The organism is Providencia sp. wls1922, from assembly GCF_009706505.1.
Lineage (GTDB): Bacteria > Pseudomonadota > Gammaproteobacteria > Enterobacterales > Enterobacteriaceae > Providencia > Providencia lanzhouensis.
Genome location: NZ_WLUG01000088.1, coordinates 113,746 through 129,551, shown reverse-complemented (window position 1 = coordinate 129,551; position 15,806 = coordinate 113,746). Strand labels below are relative to the sequence as shown.

Genomic DNA, 15,806 nt, shown 5'->3' with positions numbered 1-15,806 from the left:
ACTCAATTTTGTAATTAATTATGATAATAAATATAGCCATCTATCCTAAAGGATTCAGCTTAACACTTAAACTAAAGAAAACGCTTCTGGTGTATAAAAACACTCAGAAGCGCTATTTTTTACATAACTTGACTTAATCCATCAGCAGGGATTTTACCCCGTACAATTCCATCAAGGTATTCAAATTATCACTCACACCAACAATACCTAAATGGCTTTGTTGGGACTGATACTCACCTTTTAAGCGTACTAGCATTGCCAGTCCGGTAGAATCCACATGAGTTAAAGCAGAAACATCAACTTGCTCAACTTGGGTCAATAGTGTTTGGCGCTTGTCCCAAAATTCAACCAGAGAATCGCGATTTAAAATACCGGAAAAAGCCAATGTTTTGTTATTTTTCGTCCAAGATAACAGACTACTCATCTTAATTGTTCTCTTCTAACGTAATCGGCACCTGAGCACTACGTTGTAATTGAGCAGTCAATCCATCAATACCTTGCTTACGCAGAATATCACCCCACTCATTTTGCTTGGTGGTAATCATACTCACGCCTTCTGCAATCATGTCATACGCCTGCCAGTAACCTGTTTTACTGTTTTTACGCCATTGGAAATCCAAACGTACTGGAGGGCGACCATTAGTATCATTGATGGTCACACGGATAGCGACAATATTTTTGTCGCCAATCGGCTGCTCAGGAGCGATGGTGTACGTTTGACCGTGATACATTGCCAGTGCTTGACCGTAAACTTGCTCAAGATAAGACTCAAATGCTTTAAAATACGCATCGCGCTGCGCTGGGGTAGCATCTTTATAATAAGTCCCTAATACCAACGCGCCCGCATATTTAATTTGCACATATGGCAGTAACTCTTCACGCACGATGGTACGTAAGTAATCTGGGTTTTGTTTGATTTGAGGCTGCTGTGCTTTTAAGCGATCGAAAGTTTTCGCTGCGGCTTCTTCCATAAGCTTATAAGGATTAGTTTGGTCAATCGCCATCGCAAATGGCGCAACCACTAACATAGCTATCATTATTAAACGTTTAAACATAATTCATTCCTTTTAAGTTCACAGGGAATTACAACTTAGTGAGCAACAGGCTCTGACGGTGCCGCAACATGAGCCTCTGGCGCAGCTGCAGAACCTTGGCTATCACCACTCTTATACAAGAATTGACCAATTAAATCTTCCAGTACCATTGCCGGTTTGGTGTCTTCTAAACGACTGCCATCTTTTAACATCGCAATCCCCATATCTTCATCATAAGGACCGATATTCATGGCGATATACTGTTCACCAAGCAGGCCTGAAGTACGAATTGATAGCGAGCTGGAATCAGGAATATTGTCATATTCGCTGAGTAAATCGATTTGAACGTCAGGAATATAGTTCTTTTTATCTAAAGAAATATTCGCAACCCGTCCCACGACAACGCCACCGACTTTGATTGGAGAGCCAACTTTTAAGCCACCCACGTTTTCAAAAGAGGCGGAAACTCGGTAAGTTGACTGACTACCAATCGATTGTAAATCCGCCACTTTTAAGCAGAGGAACACAATTGCGGCGATCGCCAGCAACATAAAACAACCCACCCATATTTCACTTTTTTTACTTTGCATGACTTAGTTCCCAAACATCAGTGCTGTCAGTACGAAATCTAACCCTAGAACCGATAATGATGCATGCACAACAGTTTTCGTCGTTGCACGGCTAATTCCTTCCGAGGTTGGAATCGCATCATAACCATTAAATAGTGCAATCCACGTTACCGTGATTGCAAAGACTAAACTCTTGATAAAACAGTTCACTAAATCGAGTCGCCACTCGACGGAGGACTGCATGGACGACCAGAAGAAACCGGGGTCAATCCCTTTCCAATCCACACCAACAATGGCTCCGCCAATAATACCTACGGCGACAAAAATCAGTGATAACAACGGCATGCTAATGAACCCAGCCCAAAATCTTGGGGCGACAACACGACGCAGAGGATCCACCGCCATCATTTCTAAACTCGAAATCTGCTCAGTAGCTTTCATCAAACCAATTTCTGCGGTTAATGCCGATCCAGCTCGCCCCGCAAACAACAGCGCGGTGACCACCGGTCCCAGTTCGCGTAATAGCGAAAGCGCTACCATCATGCCAAGACTGGCTTCTGCACTGAACGTCGTCAGTACCAAATAACCTTGTAAACCGAGCACCATCCCGATAAATAGACCAGACACCGCCACAATGAGCAGAGACTGAACCCCTACCGAATAAAGCTGTTTAACTAACAGCGGCCACTGCTTGCCAAACTCAGGTTTGCCAAATAGTGCACCAAATAATAAATAGCCTGCTCGACCAAAAGCCGCAAATGTTTCAATCCATCGACGTCCGAAGGCAGCAATCGCCTTAATTATCATGTTCATTTACCCTAATAAATCAGCCGAATAGTCATTGGCAGGAAAGCGGAATGGCACAGGACCATCAGCAATTCCATCCATAAACTGTCTGACGCGCGGATCTTGGTTCTCGCGTAACTCTTCCCCAGTTCCTTTCGCAATAACATGTTGCTGCGCCACAATATACGCTTTATCGGCAATACTTAGCACTTCAGGAACGTCATGGGAAACCACCACGCAGGTTACCCCTAACGCTTGGTTGAGTTCATCAATCAGTTTGACCAAAACTCCCATCGTAATCGGGTCTTGCCCCACAAACGGCTCATCAAACATAATCAGGTCAGGATCCAGAGCGATAGCTCTTGCCAGCGCCGCACGGCGAGCCATTCCACCTGAAAGTTCTGATGGCATTAATTTTGCGGCTCCGCGTAACCCCACCGCTTCTAATTTCATCATCACCGTCGTATGAATCAATGATTCCGGTAAATTCGTGTGCTCACGCAAAGGGAAAGCCACATTATTGAAAACGTCCATATCGGTAAACAAGGCACCGGATTGGAATAACATGCTCATTTTTTTACGCGATTGGTATAACTTAGAACGAGACAGCGCAGGAATATTATCCCCATCAAACCAGATTTCCCCTTCCTCTGGGCGCAGTTGCCCACCAATCAGTCTGAGCAATGTGGTTTTACCAATCCCTGAAGGCCCCATAATCGCAGTAATTTTACCACGAGGCACAGTTAGGTTAATATTTTCGAATATTTTCCTATTGCCCCGCGTAAATGACATGTTTTTGACTTCGATTAAGTTCTCTGTCTGTGCTTGCATCGTTTAATAGCTCGTTATAGGTCAAACTATGATTCTGCCTAAATAAATTCAGGGTTTTACAGAAACATAAACCAAATAGTATTAACTAATATTTTACCTAATTAATAGAAGATAGCTCTTAGAAATTTATATATCCAACCATAAGGGTAAGAGAATTAAAAAAATTTTTTTTGGGCATCGGTGCGGTTAATCCCTAAAAGGCTCTTTTGAGCTCAAATCGCTAATAAAGACTCATAACCATGACATTCATAAAAGCTTAGAGACAAAATACTTACTGATACTAAGTATTCGTTATACAATCCGATTTCTCTTTTTTGATCTAACCGAAACTTTGGATCCAACCGACACTTTTGATTCACCCGAAAACACACATGGAATTAGACATGTCAAATATCGATTTTCAGAAAGTAGGTAAAGAAGTTCTCCATATCGAACGCGAAGGTCTGAAAAACCTAGAACAATATATTAATCATGACTTTGATCTTGCTTGTCAGCAAATCTTTGCTTGTCAGGGAAAAGTGGTCGTTATGGGGATGGGGAAATCAGGGCATATTGGACGGAAAATTGCGGCGACGCTTGCCAGCACAGGAACGCCTTCATTTTTCGTGCATCCTGGGGAAGCTAGCCATGGCGATTTAGGGATGATCTCCAATAAAGACGTTGTATTAGCGATTTCGAACTCTGGTGAATCAGGAGAGATCTTAGCCCTACTGCCAGTGTTAAAGCGTATCAAAGTCCCACTGATCTGCATGACCAATAATCCAGACAGTAACATGGGCAAATATGCAGATATCCACTTATGCATAAAAGTACCACAAGAAGCCTGCCCGCTAGGTTTGGCACCGACAACAAGTACCACGGCAACATTAGTGATGGGTGATGCGTTAGCCATTGCATTATTAACCGCCCGCGGCTTTACAGCAGATGATTTTGCACTATCTCATCCAGGGGGCGCACTTGGGCGCAAACTTTTACTCTTAGTTCGTGATTTAATGAGTACCGGTGACGATGTCCCTCATATTCCGAAAAGTGCCACATTACGCGAAGCCCTTGTGGAAATTACCCGTAAAAAGCTGGGTATGACCGTCATTTGTGATGACGATATGAATATTCAAGGGATATTCACGGATGGGGATTTGCGCCGTATTTTTGATATGGGCATCGACCTTAATAATGCCAAAATTGCCGATTTAATGACGCCGGGCGGTATTCGAGTCGCGCCAGGTATGCTAGCTGTTGAAGCGCTGAACCTGATGCAATCTCGCCATGTCACGTCGTTATTAGTGGCAGATGGCGACCAATTAGTGGGTGTTCTCCATATGCACGACCTACTGCAAGCGGGTGTGGTATAAGTCGAAAGTATACATAAAGGAAATAGAATGAACCCTAATTATCAGAATACTTGCTATGGGTCTGTAGCAAATTCTGTGATAGAAAAAGCGACCAAAATTAAACTGCTTATCTGTGATGTCGATGGCGTGATGTCCGACGGTTTAATTTATATGGGGAATAATGGCGAAGAATTAAAAGCCTTTAATGTCCGCGATGGGTATGGCATTCGCTGCCTATTAACCTCAGGTATCGAAGTCGCTATTATCACCGGACGCAAAGCTAAATTGCTGGAAGACAGAGCCCAAACGTTAGGTATTACATATCTTTACCAAGGACAAAGCGATAAGCTTTTGGCGTATCGCGAACTGTTAGATAAACTACAACTAACAGAAGAGCAAACAGCTTACATTGGTGATGACCTCATTGACTGGCCCGTGATGGCAAAAGTTGGGTTATCCGTTGCGGTTGCTGATGCACACCCTTTGTTATTACCTAAAGCAGACTATGTAACACATATTGGTGGCGGAAAAGGGGCAGTACGTGAACTCTGCGACCTTATTCTGTTATCCCAAAATAAACTGGAAGAAGCTAAAGGCTTGTCGATTTAAAGAACAGATATCATTCATGAGCAACGCAAAAAAGTGGTTAATCACTGTTTTATCCCTCATTGTATTGGGGCTAATTGGTTGGAACTTTTCGGTTTACGATGACTCCAAACCATTAACAACCGAAATCAATGACGGGAAACCTAATTATCAAACTGATGATTCAGTAACTTTCGTCTATAATCCAGCGGGTGATTTAGCCTATAAACTCGCCGCGAGCAAAGTTGATAATTATACCGATGGGAAAATCACGTGGTTTACCAATCCGGTATTAACCACTTATAACGATGCGGGTACGCCGACTTGGACGGTGAAATCCATTAAGGCAAGATTAACCAAAGAGCGTGTGCTCTACCTGTATAGCGATGTTCAAGTTGACAGTTTGACTCCTGAGCCTCAAATCCAGCGCATTACCACAGATAATGCGGTGGTCAATCTAGTCACACAAGATGTTTCATCTGACGATAAAGTTACCATTATCGGACACGGGCTAAATTCAACGGGCTTAAAAATGAAGGGGAACCTTCGTACAAGAACCGCTGAATTAATTGAAGATGTTAAAACTCACTATGAGTTACAACCAAAAGAGCAACACAATGAATCAAGTAACTAAGAAAAGTTTTATTCAAGGGGCTATTGCAAGTGCAATTTTGGCTCTTAGCCTACCGGCAATGGCACTGAAAACAGATACCCAACAACCGATGACCATTAATTCGGTTAAGCAATCTCTTGATTTAGAAAAAAATATCACCACATTTACTGATGACGTTGTTATCAAGCAAGGTTCCATTGATATTCGTGCCAACAAAGTTGTTGTGACTCGCCCAAGCAGCGATTCCGATAAAATCGTCATTGAAGCATTTGGTACGCCAGTGACTTTCTTCCAGTTACAAGACGATGGCAAACCAATTAAAGGTCACGCATCCAAAGCACGTTATGAAGTTGATCAGCAGCTGGTGACATTAACGGGTGATGCCTACCTTGAGCAGCTCGATAGTAATATCAAAGGCGATAAGATCACTTACGTCGTTCCAACACAAAAAATGGAAGCGTTCAGCGATAAAGGCAAGCGCGTAACAACTGTCTTATTACCAGCCCAGTTACAAGAGAAAGGCCCAGCAGCGCAGGGTTCATCAACAAGTAAGAGTAAATAATTGTTATGGCAACACTAACCGCAGAGAATCTGGCGAAATCCTATAAAAAACGCAGCGTAGTCACTGACGTCAGCCTGGAAGTGAAATCAGGGGAAATCGTCGGTCTCTTAGGCCCTAACGGTGCGGGTAAAACGACCACTTTTTATATGGTAGTCGGCATTGTTCAGCGGGATGCTGGTAAAATTTTAATTGATGGTGAGGATATTAGCTTACTTCCTCTGCATGAGCGCGCTCGTCGTGGCATTGGCTATCTTCCTCAAGAAGCATCTATTTTCCGCCGCCTCAGTGTGTATGATAACCTGATGGCCGTGTTAGAAATTCGCCCTGACTTAACCTCAGAACAGCGCAAAGAGCGTGCTGAAGAGCTGATGGAGGAGTTCAGTATTACTCACCTGCGTGATAGCGTAGGTCAGTCACTGTCCGGTGGTGAGCGTCGTCGAGTGGAAATTGCACGCGCCCTCGCTGCTAATCCAAAATTTATCCTGTTAGATGAGCCGTTTGCAGGGGTTGATCCGATTTCCGTTTTGGATATCAAAAAAATCATCCAACACTTGCGTGACTATGGGCTTGGCGTGTTAATCACCGACCATAACGTCCGCGAAACTCTCGATGTTTGCGAGCGTGCTTACATTGTCAGCCAAGGGCACTTGATTGCTCACGGCTCACCAGAGATGATCCTTGAAAACGAGCAAGTGAAACGTGTTTATTTGGGTGAAGGCTTTAGACTGTAGTTTGTAGACTATCGCTTGTAGACTGTCGTTTGTAGTATTGCCTTGTTGGTTGTCATGACATTGGTTGTGTAAGTGGTAATGGAGAATAAAGCACATTCATGAAGCAAAGTTTGCAGCTCAGAATCAGTCAACAACTTGCAATGACACCTCAATTGCAACAGGCCATCCGCCTGTTGCAGTTATCCACACTTGAGCTTCAACAAGAAATTCAACTCGCACTTGAAACCAACCCTCTGCTTGAACAAGAAGAGTCATCCTCTGAGCAAGAGAACTTAGATAACCTAGGCAACGACACTGACAGCAGCGAAATCGATACCAAAGATGCCCTTGAAAACGCGGATATGCCCGATGAGCTTCCACTAGATGCTGATTGGGATGAAATCTATACAGCAGGTACCCCGTCGGGCACTAGCAACGACTACAGCTTCGATGAACTTCCTGTTTACCAAGGGGAAACTACCCAAACACTGCAAGATTATCTAATCTGGCAAGCGGATCTCACCCCGTTTACCGATACTGATCGCGCGATTGCGACTTCGATTATCGATTCAATTGATGATTCAGGCTATCTCACAAGCTCAATCAGTGAGATCCACGAAGGGATTGATGACCCCGATATCACCTTAGAAGAAGTCGTTGCCGTTTTAAAACGTATCCAGCATTTTGACCCATTAGGCGTGGCAGCTCAGGATCTCAAAGAGTGTTTGTTGATCCAGCTCTCTTTATACCCAAAAGAGACAATTGGTCTGCAAGAAGCTAGACTGATTATTAGCAATCATATTGATTTACTGGCAAATCGTGATTTTCGGCAACTGAGCAAACTTACCCGCTTAAAAGAAGATGCGCTGAAAACAGCAATTGACCTGATCCTTACGCTGAATCCCAAGCCAGGGCAGTCAATCAATACGGGTGAATCGGAATATGTTATTCCCGATGTGCTGGTGAAAAAAGTCGGTGGGCACTGGCAAGTTGAGTTAAATACAGATAGCATCCCTAAGTTAAGCATCAATAATCATTATGCTTCAATGGCAAATGATTCAGCCAGCGAAAGTGACACGCAATATATTCGCAGTCACTTGCAGGATGCGAAATGGCTGATTAAAAGCTTAGAGAGCCGCCATGAAACATTACTTAAAGTGGCGACCTGTATTGTTGAGCAACAACAAGAATTTTTTGAGTTAGGCGAAGAGTATATGAAACCAATGATTTTGGCAGACATTGCCTATCAGGTGGACATGCATGAATCGACTATCTCCCGTGTGACAACTCAAAAATTTCTGCATAGTCCACGAGGCATTTTTGAGTTGAAGTATTTTTTCTCCAGTCACGTCAGCACGGACACCGGAGGAGAAGCCTCCTCCACTGCGATTCGTGCGCTGGTGAAGAAGCTGGTTGCTGCGGAAAACCCAGCAAAACCATTGAGTGACAGTAAATTGACGAGTATGCTGGCAGAGCAAGGTATACAAGTTGCTCGTCGAACTGTTGCTAAGTATCGTGAGTCATTATCTATTCCGCCATCAAATCAACGTAAACAGTTGGTTTAACCCAATAATATAAGGAAGATTGTATGGAATTTCAGATTACTGGACACAATATTGAAGTTACACCGGCATTGCGCGAAACGGTTGAGAAAAAACTCAAGAAATTAGAGCAATTGTTTGATCGTATTAACAGTATCCAAGTTGTTCTGAAAGTGGAAAAAGTTCAGCAAATTGCTGAAGCCACCCTGCAACTCAACGGCGCAGAAATTCACGCATCAGCGGAAGACGACGATATGTACGCGGCACTTGATTTACTCCTTGATAAGCTGTCACGCCAATTAACCAAACATAAAGAAAAACTGAGACAACACTAATACATTTAGCCAGTCGTTGACTGATTAATGTTCTGAACCAGATGGTGGCATACATCATCTGGTTTTGTAGTCCTAAGTGAATAATAAAATGAATAGTGATATAGAAATCCAATTAAGCGATGTTTTATCCGCCAGTTGCACACGTAATAATTTAGTTTGCACCAGTAAGAAGAGAGCATTAGAAATTATTAGTGAGTTAGCGGCCGCCGAGTTGGGATTACCGGAAAATACGGTATTTGAAGCGTTACTAACCAGAGAAAAAGTTGGCACCACGGGTATTGGTGGTGGAATTGCAATCCCTCATGGCAAACTCAATGAAGGCGAAAGTGCACGCGCCGCTGGCGTATTTTTGCATTTAGAAGAGCCCATTGCCTTTGATGCGATTGATAACCAACCTGTTGATCTGCTTTTTGCATTACTTGTTCCATCGGATCAATGTAAAACTCACTTACATACGTTGTCTCTTATCGCTAAAAAATTAGCGGATAAAGCGTTCTGTAAGCGTCTGCGTAGTGCGCAAAGTGACGAAGAGTTATACCAGATCATCATTGAGTAAGTAATAACTGATATGTGTTGATGCCAGCCTAATGATATTGTTATGATTTCTTTCATTCGGCATCGTAAAACACCGCAAAATGCAAAATAGTCAGACGTGTTTGATCAATTAGAAATGTGTGATCAGTGAGAAATCGATCATTAAGATATAAATCCTTAAGAGACAGAAGGGAGTTAGCTCATGGTGCTGATGATTGTCAGCGGCCGTTCCGGTTCGGGAAAATCCGTTGCCCTACGCGCGCTGGAAGATATGGGTTTCTATTGTGTGGATAACCTGCCGGTAGTCTTACTGCCGGAATTGGCTAATTCACTTGCCGATCGCAATATTTCTGCGGCCGTGAGCATTGACGTGCGTAATATGCCCGACAATCCAGAAGTGTTTGAAGAAGCGATTGATAAACTGCCATCAACCTTCTCGCCACAACTGCTATTTCTGGATGCAGATCGCAACACATTAATTCGTCGTTACAGTGATACTCGTCGATTACACCCACTTTCAAGTAAAAATTTATCCTTAGAAAGTGCCATCGACGAAGAAAACGAGCTATTAGAACCGCTACGCTCCCGCGCTGACTTGGTCATTGATACCTCAGAAATGTCAGTGCACGAATTAGCGGAAATGCTCAGAACACGCTTAATGGGCAAACGCGAGCGTGAGCTGACCATGGTGTTTGAGTCCTTCGGTTTCAAACACGGTATTCCAATTGATGCTGACTACGTTTTCGATGTGCGCTTTTTACCAAACCCACACTGGGATCCTAAACTGCGCCCAATGACCGGTTTAGATCGTCCCGTTGCGGCCTTCTTGGACAGACACACCGAGGTTCATAACTTTATTTACCAGACTCGTAGTTACTTAGAGTTATGGTTACCGATGTTAGAAACCAATAACCGCAGCTACCTCACCGTCGCCATCGGCTGTACGGGAGGGAAACACCGTTCGGTGTATGTGGCAGAACAGCTGGCTGATTATTTCCGCTCCCGAGGGAAAAACGTCCAGTCACGCCACAGAACGTTGGAAAAACGCAAGCAATGACCGTCAAAGCAACGATTACGCTAAAAAACCGCCTTGGTATGCATGCCAGACCAGCAATGCTTCTCTATGATTTAGTTAAACAATTTAACTCTAGAGTCATTTTAAAAAATGACAGCCAAATTGAGGCCGAGGCGGATAGCGTTATTGCGATGTTGATGTTAGACTCGGAACAAGGTAGTAAAATTGATATCGAGGTTAGCGGACCCGATGAAGATTTGGCGTTATCCGCAATCATTAAACTGTTTGAAAGTGGATTTGACGAAGAGTAGTCCAACTCATTGCGTCATTACATCTTAGCGAACAGAGCGATATACATGGTTTTACACGCATAGGCACCGAGTTCGTGATCCCGATCTCTTCCCTTTAACGCCTATAGCGCCTAATATTTTACATAATCTATTTTCTAGCAAACACCCCCTGCCTTCTGGGTGGGGGGTGTTTGCTTTGTACGTCCCTATTGGAGTGTGGTATGACAAAGCCAACAATTATTATCAATGATTTAGATGCAGAACGCTTAGATGCCCTGATGGAGCAAGCCGCTTATGCGGGTACGCCTGTTGCTGAAGCACTAAACGACGAATTAGACCGCGCAGATATCGTATCTCCACAAGAGATCCCTGCGGATGTGGTCACAATGAACAGCACTATTCGTTTCTTAGATTTAATCAGTAACGAAGAGCGCACACGCACATTGGTTTACCCTGCCTCTCTCAAAGATAGTGCAGAACAACTGTCCGTGATGGCGCCAATCGGTGCAGCTTTATTAGGTTTACATGTTAACGACGAAATTAGCTGGGCGCTGCCAAACGGCGTAGAAACCCGTGTTCGTGTGTTAGAGATTGTTTATCAACCTGAAGCGGCTGGCGAGTTCCATCGCTAGTTGCGATGCTCAACAAGAGAAAGAAGACTAGCCGAAAAAAGTTTCCATCAAGAAACTGTCGTTAGTCTTCAGGCGGTATTCAGGCACTCATTGAGTGCCTTTTTGCTATTTAGCGCTTATTATTCAACTAGAACTTACTGCCCTGCAATACTCATTTCAGGGATCAGCACAGAACCACACTGAATATTGCTGCGCGTTTCGATATCATCGGCGATAGTCACCATGTTCATCCACATATCCTTCAAATTACCTGCAATGGTAATTTCGCTCACAGGATACTGAATTTCGCCATTTTCTACCCAAAAACCGGATGCCCCACGGGAATAGTCCCCCGTAATTCCACTCACACCCTGTCCCATCAGCTCAGTGACCACTAAGCCGGTCCCCATTTTCTTCAATAAAGCGTCAAATGATATGCCTTGTCCTTCAATGCGCCAGTTATGAATCCCACCCGCATGACCTGTGCTTTGCAGCCCCAGTTTACGCGCAGAATAACTGGTCATCAGCCAGGTTTGCAGAACGCCATTTTCCACAATATTGCGCTCAGTAGTACGTACACCTTCACTGTCAAATGGGGATGAGGCTAAACCACCCATCAAATGCGGCTGCTCATTAATGGTTAACCAGCTTGGTAAAATTTGTTTGCCAAGGCTATCCATTAAGAATGATGATTTACGATAAATGCTGCTGCCACTGATAGCACCGACTAAATGACCAAATAACCCCGTCGCCACTTCTGAGGCAAAAATAACGGGAGCTTTCATGGTTGGCAATTTACGAGGCGATAAGCGAGATAATGTACGACGAGCACACTCTTGACCTACCCACTCAGGGGATTTTAATGCCTGCATGCTACGTGCGATGGTATACGCATAATCGCGCTCCATTTCACCATTTTGCTCGGCGATTACGCAGCTCGACATCGAATAACGGCTAGAACTGTAGCTCTTTAATAGACCTAGAGAGTTACCAAAGACACGGATACCATAGTGTCCATTGAAGCTACCACCTTCCGTATTCACAATGCGTGAATCTGCATTTAATGCGGTCATTTCCGCAATTGATGCCAGCTTGATGGCTTCCTCAGGGGAAAGCTCTGTAGCTTGGAATAGGTTTAAATCCGGCGCATCAAATGCCAGTAATGATTTGTCAGCAGGGCCTGCACACGGGTCTTCAGAAGTATAAGACGCAATATCAATCGCGGCTTGAACTGTACGCTCAATGGCTTCGTCGCTTAAATCCGTTGAAGATGCACTGCCTTTGCGTTGTTTATGGTAAACCGTGATCCCGAGCGCCCCATCACTGTTAAATTCCACATTCTCCACATCACCTTGGCGCGTGCTCACGCTAATGCCGGTGCTTTTATTGACTGCAACTTCAGCGCCATCACAACGGCTTTTGGCGAATTCCAATGCGTGGGCGACGGCTTGTTCTAATTGTTTACGTTGTTCGGCAACTTGTTCAGTAACACTCATGCATTTTGTCCAATAAAGAGGGGAAAAGTGATTTTCTACCTCGACATATCAATGTCAGGTAGTCATAAGGGGGTTTTCCCAGTTACAATAGAGTTAATCTATAAATGTTAACACTCACAACGCCGTAAATCATGCTAATTACTCGTAATTACACGGCGGCGTTTAGTAAAAAGGAAAATCCCTATGGCCAAACAGCCTGAAGATTGGCTGGATGATATCCCAGCGCCCCAAGATGATGAGGACGATGAGATTATTTGGGTCAGCAAAAGCGAAATTAAACGCGATGCCGAGATCCTCAAAAAACTGGGGGCGGAACTTGTTGATTTAAGTAAAAGCGAGCTTGAGCGCATCCCATTAGACACTCAATTACTTGAGGCTATTGAATTAGCGCAAAAAATTAAACGTGAAGGTCGTCGTCGTCAATTACAACTTATCGGTAAACTACTACGTTCTCGTGAAGTTGAACCGATCACTGAAGCCCTTGATAAGCTGAAAAACCGCCATAACCAGCAAGTTGTTATTTTGCACAAGCTGGAAGATCTGCGTAACCGTTTATTAGCCGATGGCGATGAAGTCATTGAAGAAGTCGTTGCGCTATTCCCACAAACTGATCGCCAGCAACTGCGAGCATTAGTCCGTAATGCGAAGAAAGAGCGTGATGGAAATAAACCACCAAAAGCATTCCGCCAGATTTTCCAATATCTGAAAGAACTTTCTGATAGCAACTAATCATCTATTCCCCTATACCCACAGTGGTTTAGGGGAGTATTCTTAAAAACCCACCCCATTGTTGCTTGCGATACCAAATCGCACTATCATCTTCAACGTCATATTTTGACCCGTATTATCGCGGCTGCTGAACCACGATAAATTAATGAGGCAAATATGGATAACACCCGAAATAGAGCTTGGCGTCGAGCCAAAGATCGTATTAACAAATCACGCGACAATTTAAATTCACAAGAAACCCAATGTTTTACTCCAGAAAAAAACTGGAAGCATTTGTACCTTCGAAGTGAAAAATTGGCTCGTGCCACACAACTAGGCATTGATTATCCTCAAGTGAGTAACGCGTTACTAGCGCGACGTAGCCTTGAAGATATGCAAAATGACAAATGAACCTTTTATTCATCTGCAGTCGAAATCAATGGCGTAGCCCTACCGCTGAACAGATCTGGCGCAATCACCCGCGCTGGGTAACTCGTTCAGCGGGAACTAGCCGCAATGCCAAACGCCCCATCAATGTCAATCTCATTCGCTGGGCGGATGTTATTTTTGTGATGGAGCTGAAACATAAAAATCGGCTCATAGCCGATTTTTCTCGTTTACTTGAACATAAGCCCATCCATGTACTAGATATTCCCGACGACTACCTATATATGGATCCTGAGCTGATTCAACTATTTGAATCCTCTGTGCCGAGTTATCTAAAGTAAATAAATTCAAAATATTCAGATCCCCCTATGTGGTAAAAACATAGGGGAATTTTTTAATACCAAAATCGTAGAAGATTGAGTAATGCAGGAAGTCGAGTATAACCTTCTCTATCAAGAAAATGCCCAGCACTTTCCACCATCGTGACAGAGGTTTTTAATGCTTTTGCTAACTCAATTGAAGCATCAGGATCCACGACCCAATCATTGGAAGAGATAATCGAAGCTCGCTTATCCGTTATGCCAATCAGCTTATTATAATCCAATGAAAACTGAGTATGGTCAGCCAACTCAGACAACGAATCCAGCGAGCGATCAAACCCAGAAACTAGCACATAGCCGCCAATTTTAGCCCCTTCTGGCGCATTATTTTCCAGAAAGCGTAATACCGTAATGCACCCTAAACTGTGCCCAACTAAAATAGTATTTTCATCAAACTGAATATTGGCATCAAGTAAACATTGCTGCCATTTTTGCGGGTCAGGAGAATTTGATTCTGGTAATGCAGGTACATCAACCGTCGCCCCTACCGCTTCTAATTCATCTTTTAACCAGTTAAACCAATTATCATTCGGTGATGCTGTATAACCATGAACAATGATAACTTTTTTACCGTCCACTTAATCGTCCTCAATATTAATCGCCACAAAAAATGGCTAAACGCAGAATCATTTCGCAAATCTAGCATGGGGTTTGTGAAGCATCATTCTCATTATTCGTGATATCTATGAGAAAAATAAACGCTTCATCTAGCTCTTCTTCTGCTTCATTCATCAATTCAATCACCGATGAAAATTGCGTACGCTGAACCGCCTTTAAATGGCTAAAAATCAGCGTAACGGGTAACTCTATTTCCCCAGTAATCACATCCCATAACCCATCGAGATTATGGCCAAACCATTTAGGAAGCGAGAACTGTTGCTGAAATTGCCGATAAAATTCCTCAAGGCTATCTATTTCACGAAAATCAAAAACGACGGTCTTGCTCATCGCTATCCCCCAATCATTTAACTTGTTGGAACGTTTTATAATGGTCTGTACTAACGAAGATCATTCCATCAGAGGAATAGAGTAGACGGTCTGCACCACGATGCCCGCAACGATAATTTATATCAGCTTCAAACCACTGTCGCCCATCGGCAATAGGCAGGCCTTTTTCACGGTTAGAAAAGCGGTCGCCACCGATGGCTCTACCGGGCAAAACTTCACATAAATTCCCTTTTTTAGCATCCCAACCCGCTTCTCTTGCCTGTTTTTTTGTCATGTAAAATGCGGGGAGTTTTTGATATTTTTCCATAAAACTGACCACATTGTTCTGAGCGGTCAGCTGATCAATCGTTTTTGGCGTTTCACGCGGAGTTATCGCTTCGCGGGAAGGCGGTATGCTTTGTGTACTTGATATAGTTTGTGTGGTTGATGATGTACCAGAAGATGGTTCCGGTGCGCCCTGCTCGCCACCTTTAAAGTACAGGCTAACCGCAATCAAAATTGCCATTAACACTAAAGAAATAATACGCTTATTCATAACGC

The 15,806-nt window shown here is 43.6% G+C and carries 23 protein-coding genes; 14 read left to right on the top strand and 9 right to left on the bottom strand.

Features of this window, described 5'->3' with window-relative positions; translation table 11 throughout:
- Positions 1 to 133: 133 nt before the first annotated feature.
- Genes mlaB through mlaF form a run of 5 tightly spaced genes read right to left on the bottom strand, consistent with a single transcriptional unit; the run spans position 134 to position 3,220 of the window.
- A complete protein-coding gene (mlaB, locus tag GKR71_RS10200; RefSeq protein ID WP_036956118.1) occupies positions 134 to 424 on the bottom strand; it encodes a lipid asymmetry maintenance protein MlaB in 291 nt (96 codons plus the stop codon).
- A 1-nt stretch (position 425) separates the two neighbouring features.
- On the bottom strand, positions 426 to 1,055 hold the full coding sequence (gene mlaC / locus GKR71_RS10195; RefSeq protein ID WP_036956117.1) for a phospholipid-binding protein MlaC: 630 nt from the start codon (positions 1,053 to 1,055) through the stop codon (positions 426 to 428).
- Positions 1,056 to 1,090: 35 nt separating this feature from the next.
- Positions 1,091 to 1,624 carry an outer membrane lipid asymmetry maintenance protein MlaD gene (gene mlaD, locus GKR71_RS10190; protein ID WP_108478434.1) on the bottom strand — a complete coding sequence of 178 codons (534 nt, stop codon included), beginning with the start codon at positions 1,622 to 1,624 and terminating at the stop codon, positions 1,091 to 1,093.
- A gap of 3 nt (positions 1,625 to 1,627) precedes the next feature.
- On the bottom strand, positions 1,628 to 2,410 hold the full coding sequence (mlaE, locus tag GKR71_RS10185; RefSeq protein WP_036956115.1) for a lipid asymmetry maintenance ABC transporter permease subunit MlaE: 783 nt from the start codon (positions 2,408 to 2,410) through the stop codon (positions 1,628 to 1,630).
- A gap of 6 nt (positions 2,411 to 2,416) precedes the next feature.
- The gene (gene mlaF / locus GKR71_RS10180) at positions 2,417 to 3,220 is read right to left on the bottom strand and encodes a phospholipid ABC transporter ATP-binding protein MlaF (RefSeq protein WP_006659099.1); all 804 of its coding nucleotides are present in this window, start codon (positions 3,218 to 3,220) and stop codon (positions 2,417 to 2,419) included.
- Positions 3,221 to 3,603: 383 nt separating this feature from the next.
- On the opposite strand from mlaF, the gene kdsD reads away from it, so the two are divergent.
- The 11 genes from kdsD to rnk all read left to right on the top strand — a co-directional run bounded on the left by kdsD (position 3,604) and on the right by rnk (position 11,368).
- Positions 3,604 to 4,572, top strand: a complete 969-nt coding sequence (gene kdsD, locus GKR71_RS10175) for an arabinose-5-phosphate isomerase KdsD (RefSeq protein ID WP_036956114.1) — start codon at positions 3,604 to 3,606, stop codon at positions 4,570 to 4,572.
- A gap of 27 nt (positions 4,573 to 4,599) precedes the next feature.
- On the top strand, positions 4,600 to 5,160 hold the full coding sequence (gene kdsC, locus GKR71_RS10170; protein ID WP_036956113.1) for a 3-deoxy-manno-octulosonate-8-phosphatase KdsC: 561 nt from the start codon (positions 4,600 to 4,602) through the stop codon (positions 5,158 to 5,160).
- A 16-nt stretch (positions 5,161 to 5,176) separates the two neighbouring features.
- The gene (gene lptC / locus GKR71_RS10165) at positions 5,177 to 5,770 is read left to right on the top strand and encodes an LPS export ABC transporter periplasmic protein LptC (protein WP_036956112.1); all 594 of its coding nucleotides are present in this window, start codon (positions 5,177 to 5,179) and stop codon (positions 5,768 to 5,770) included.
- A complete protein-coding gene (lptA, locus tag GKR71_RS10160) occupies positions 5,754 to 6,311 on the top strand; it encodes a lipopolysaccharide ABC transporter substrate-binding protein LptA (RefSeq protein WP_036956111.1) in 558 nt (185 codons plus the stop codon). The genes lptC and lptA overlap by 17 nt, the downstream gene beginning before the upstream one ends.
- 5 nt (positions 6,312 to 6,316) lie before the next feature.
- Entirely contained in the window at positions 6,317 to 7,042 is a 726-nt protein-coding gene (lptB, locus tag GKR71_RS10155) for an LPS export ABC transporter ATP-binding protein (RefSeq protein WP_036956110.1), read from the top strand.
- Between the two features lie 98 nt (positions 7,043 to 7,140).
- Positions 7,141 to 8,586 (top strand): RNA polymerase factor sigma-54, encoded by a 1,446-nt coding sequence (gene rpoN, locus GKR71_RS10150; protein ID WP_036956109.1) that lies wholly within the window; start codon positions 7,141 to 7,143, stop codon positions 8,584 to 8,586.
- Between the two features lie 23 nt (positions 8,587 to 8,609).
- A complete protein-coding gene (gene hpf, locus GKR71_RS10145; protein ID WP_036956108.1) occupies positions 8,610 to 8,897 on the top strand; it encodes a ribosome hibernation promoting factor in 288 nt (95 codons plus the stop codon).
- An 88-nt stretch (positions 8,898 to 8,985) separates the two neighbouring features.
- Positions 8,986 to 9,453 (top strand): PTS IIA-like nitrogen regulatory protein PtsN, encoded by a 468-nt coding sequence (ptsN, locus tag GKR71_RS10140; protein ID WP_132496594.1) that lies wholly within the window; start codon positions 8,986 to 8,988, stop codon positions 9,451 to 9,453.
- Positions 9,454 to 9,633: 180 nt separating this feature from the next.
- A complete protein-coding gene (rapZ, locus tag GKR71_RS10135; protein WP_036956106.1) occupies positions 9,634 to 10,488 on the top strand; it encodes an RNase adapter RapZ in 855 nt (284 codons plus the stop codon).
- The gene (gene npr / locus GKR71_RS10130) at positions 10,485 to 10,757 is read left to right on the top strand and encodes a PTS phosphocarrier protein NPr (protein WP_036956105.1); all 273 of its coding nucleotides are present in this window, start codon (positions 10,485 to 10,487) and stop codon (positions 10,755 to 10,757) included. Before rapZ ends, npr begins: the two co-directional genes overlap by 4 nt.
- A gap of 200 nt (positions 10,758 to 10,957) precedes the next feature.
- Entirely contained in the window at positions 10,958 to 11,368 is a 411-nt protein-coding gene (gene rnk / locus GKR71_RS10125) for a nucleoside diphosphate kinase regulator (RefSeq protein WP_036956104.1), read from the top strand.
- Between the two features lie 134 nt (positions 11,369 to 11,502).
- Here the strand turns inward: rnk and pmbA are convergent, their stop codons facing one another.
- A complete protein-coding gene (gene pmbA, locus GKR71_RS10120) occupies positions 11,503 to 12,843 on the bottom strand; it encodes a metalloprotease PmbA (protein WP_154634243.1) in 1,341 nt (446 codons plus the stop codon).
- Between the two features lie 183 nt (positions 12,844 to 13,026).
- Here pmbA and yjgA point away from each other — a divergent pair, with 183 nt between their 5' ends.
- The 3 genes from yjgA to GKR71_RS10105 all read left to right on the top strand — a co-directional run bounded on the left by yjgA (position 13,027) and on the right by GKR71_RS10105 (position 14,279).
- Positions 13,027 to 13,572: a ribosome biogenesis factor YjgA gene (gene yjgA / locus GKR71_RS10115; RefSeq protein WP_036956102.1), complete on the top strand. Its 546-nt coding sequence runs from the start codon at positions 13,027 to 13,029 to the stop codon at positions 13,570 to 13,572.
- Positions 13,573 to 13,728: 156 nt separating this feature from the next.
- Positions 13,729 to 13,962, top strand: a complete 234-nt coding sequence (locus tag GKR71_RS20380) for a hypothetical protein (RefSeq protein WP_036956101.1) — start codon at positions 13,729 to 13,731, stop codon at positions 13,960 to 13,962.
- Entirely contained in the window at positions 13,959 to 14,279 is a 321-nt protein-coding gene (locus GKR71_RS10105; protein WP_036956099.1) for a low molecular weight protein tyrosine phosphatase family protein, read from the top strand. The genes GKR71_RS20380 and GKR71_RS10105 overlap by 4 nt, the downstream gene beginning before the upstream one ends.
- A 53-nt stretch (positions 14,280 to 14,332) precedes the next feature.
- On the opposite strand, the gene GKR71_RS10100 is transcribed toward GKR71_RS10105, so the two are convergent.
- The 3 genes from GKR71_RS10100 to GKR71_RS10090 form a co-directional block, all read right to left on the bottom strand.
- Entirely contained in the window at positions 14,333 to 14,896 is a 564-nt protein-coding gene (locus GKR71_RS10100) for an RBBP9/YdeN family alpha/beta hydrolase (RefSeq protein WP_036956097.1), read from the bottom strand.
- A gap of 61 nt (positions 14,897 to 14,957) precedes the next feature.
- Positions 14,958 to 15,266: a barstar family protein gene (locus tag GKR71_RS10095; protein ID WP_036956096.1), complete on the bottom strand. Its 309-nt coding sequence runs from the start codon at positions 15,264 to 15,266 to the stop codon at positions 14,958 to 14,960.
- A 13-nt stretch (positions 15,267 to 15,279) separates the two neighbouring features.
- Positions 15,280 to 15,801: a ribonuclease domain-containing protein gene (locus tag GKR71_RS10090; RefSeq protein WP_036956095.1), complete on the bottom strand. Its 522-nt coding sequence runs from the start codon at positions 15,799 to 15,801 to the stop codon at positions 15,280 to 15,282.
- Positions 15,802 to 15,806: the final 5 nt, after the last annotated feature.

Excerpts from the sequence above, each read along its gene's own strand:
- lptA (WP_036956111.1), top strand. The coding sequence starts at position 5,754 with ATGAATCAAGTAACTAAGAAAAGTTTTATTCAAGGGGCTATTGCAAGT.
- lptB (WP_036956110.1), top strand. The coding sequence starts at position 6,317 with ATGGCAACACTAACCGCAGAGAATCTGGCGAAATCCTATAAAAAACGC.
- GKR71_RS20380 (WP_036956101.1), top strand. The coding sequence starts at position 13,729 with ATGGATAACACCCGAAATAGAGCTTGGCGTCGAGCCAAAGATCGTATT.
- mlaF (WP_006659099.1), bottom strand. The coding sequence starts at position 3,220 with ATGCAAGCACAGACAGAGAACTTAATCGAAGTCAAAAACATGTCATTT.
- rpoN (WP_036956109.1), top strand. The coding sequence starts at position 7,141 with ATGAAGCAAAGTTTGCAGCTCAGAATCAGTCAACAACTTGCAATGACA.
- GKR71_RS10105 (WP_036956099.1), top strand. The coding sequence starts at position 13,959 with ATGAACCTTTTATTCATCTGCAGTCGAAATCAATGGCGTAGCCCTACC.
- ptsN (WP_132496594.1), top strand. The coding sequence starts at position 8,986 with ATGAATAGTGATATAGAAATCCAATTAAGCGATGTTTTATCCGCCAGT.
- mlaE (WP_036956115.1), bottom strand. The coding sequence starts at position 2,410 with ATGATAATTAAGGCGATTGCTGCCTTCGGACGTCGATGGATTGAAACA.
- kdsD (WP_036956114.1), top strand. The coding sequence starts at position 3,604 with ATGTCAAATATCGATTTTCAGAAAGTAGGTAAAGAAGTTCTCCATATC.
- npr (WP_036956105.1), top strand. The coding sequence starts at position 10,485 with ATGACCGTCAAAGCAACGATTACGCTAAAAAACCGCCTTGGTATGCAT.
- pmbA (WP_154634243.1), bottom strand. The coding sequence starts at position 12,843 with ATGAGTGTTACTGAACAAGTTGCCGAACAACGTAAACAATTAGAACAA.
- yjgA (WP_036956102.1), top strand. The coding sequence starts at position 13,027 with ATGGCCAAACAGCCTGAAGATTGGCTGGATGATATCCCAGCGCCCCAA.
- kdsC (WP_036956113.1), top strand. The coding sequence starts at position 4,600 with ATGAACCCTAATTATCAGAATACTTGCTATGGGTCTGTAGCAAATTCT.
- mlaC (WP_036956117.1), bottom strand. The coding sequence starts at position 1,055 with ATGTTTAAACGTTTAATAATGATAGCTATGTTAGTGGTTGCGCCATTT.
- rnk (WP_036956104.1), top strand. The coding sequence starts at position 10,958 with ATGACAAAGCCAACAATTATTATCAATGATTTAGATGCAGAACGCTTA.
- GKR71_RS10095 (WP_036956096.1), bottom strand. The coding sequence starts at position 15,266 with ATGAGCAAGACCGTCGTTTTTGATTTTCGTGAAATAGATAGCCTTGAG.
- mlaD (WP_108478434.1), bottom strand. The coding sequence starts at position 1,624 with ATGCAAAGTAAAAAAAGTGAAATATGGGTGGGTTGTTTTATGTTGCTG.
- lptC (WP_036956112.1), top strand. The coding sequence starts at position 5,177 with ATGAGCAACGCAAAAAAGTGGTTAATCACTGTTTTATCCCTCATTGTA.
- rapZ (WP_036956106.1), top strand. The coding sequence starts at position 9,634 with ATGGTGCTGATGATTGTCAGCGGCCGTTCCGGTTCGGGAAAATCCGTT.
- GKR71_RS10090 (WP_036956095.1), bottom strand. The coding sequence starts at position 15,801 with ATGAATAAGCGTATTATTTCTTTAGTGTTAATGGCAATTTTGATTGCG.
- hpf (WP_036956108.1), top strand. The coding sequence starts at position 8,610 with ATGGAATTTCAGATTACTGGACACAATATTGAAGTTACACCGGCATTG.
- mlaB (WP_036956118.1), bottom strand. The coding sequence starts at position 424 with ATGAGTAGTCTGTTATCTTGGACGAAAAATAACAAAACATTGGCTTTT.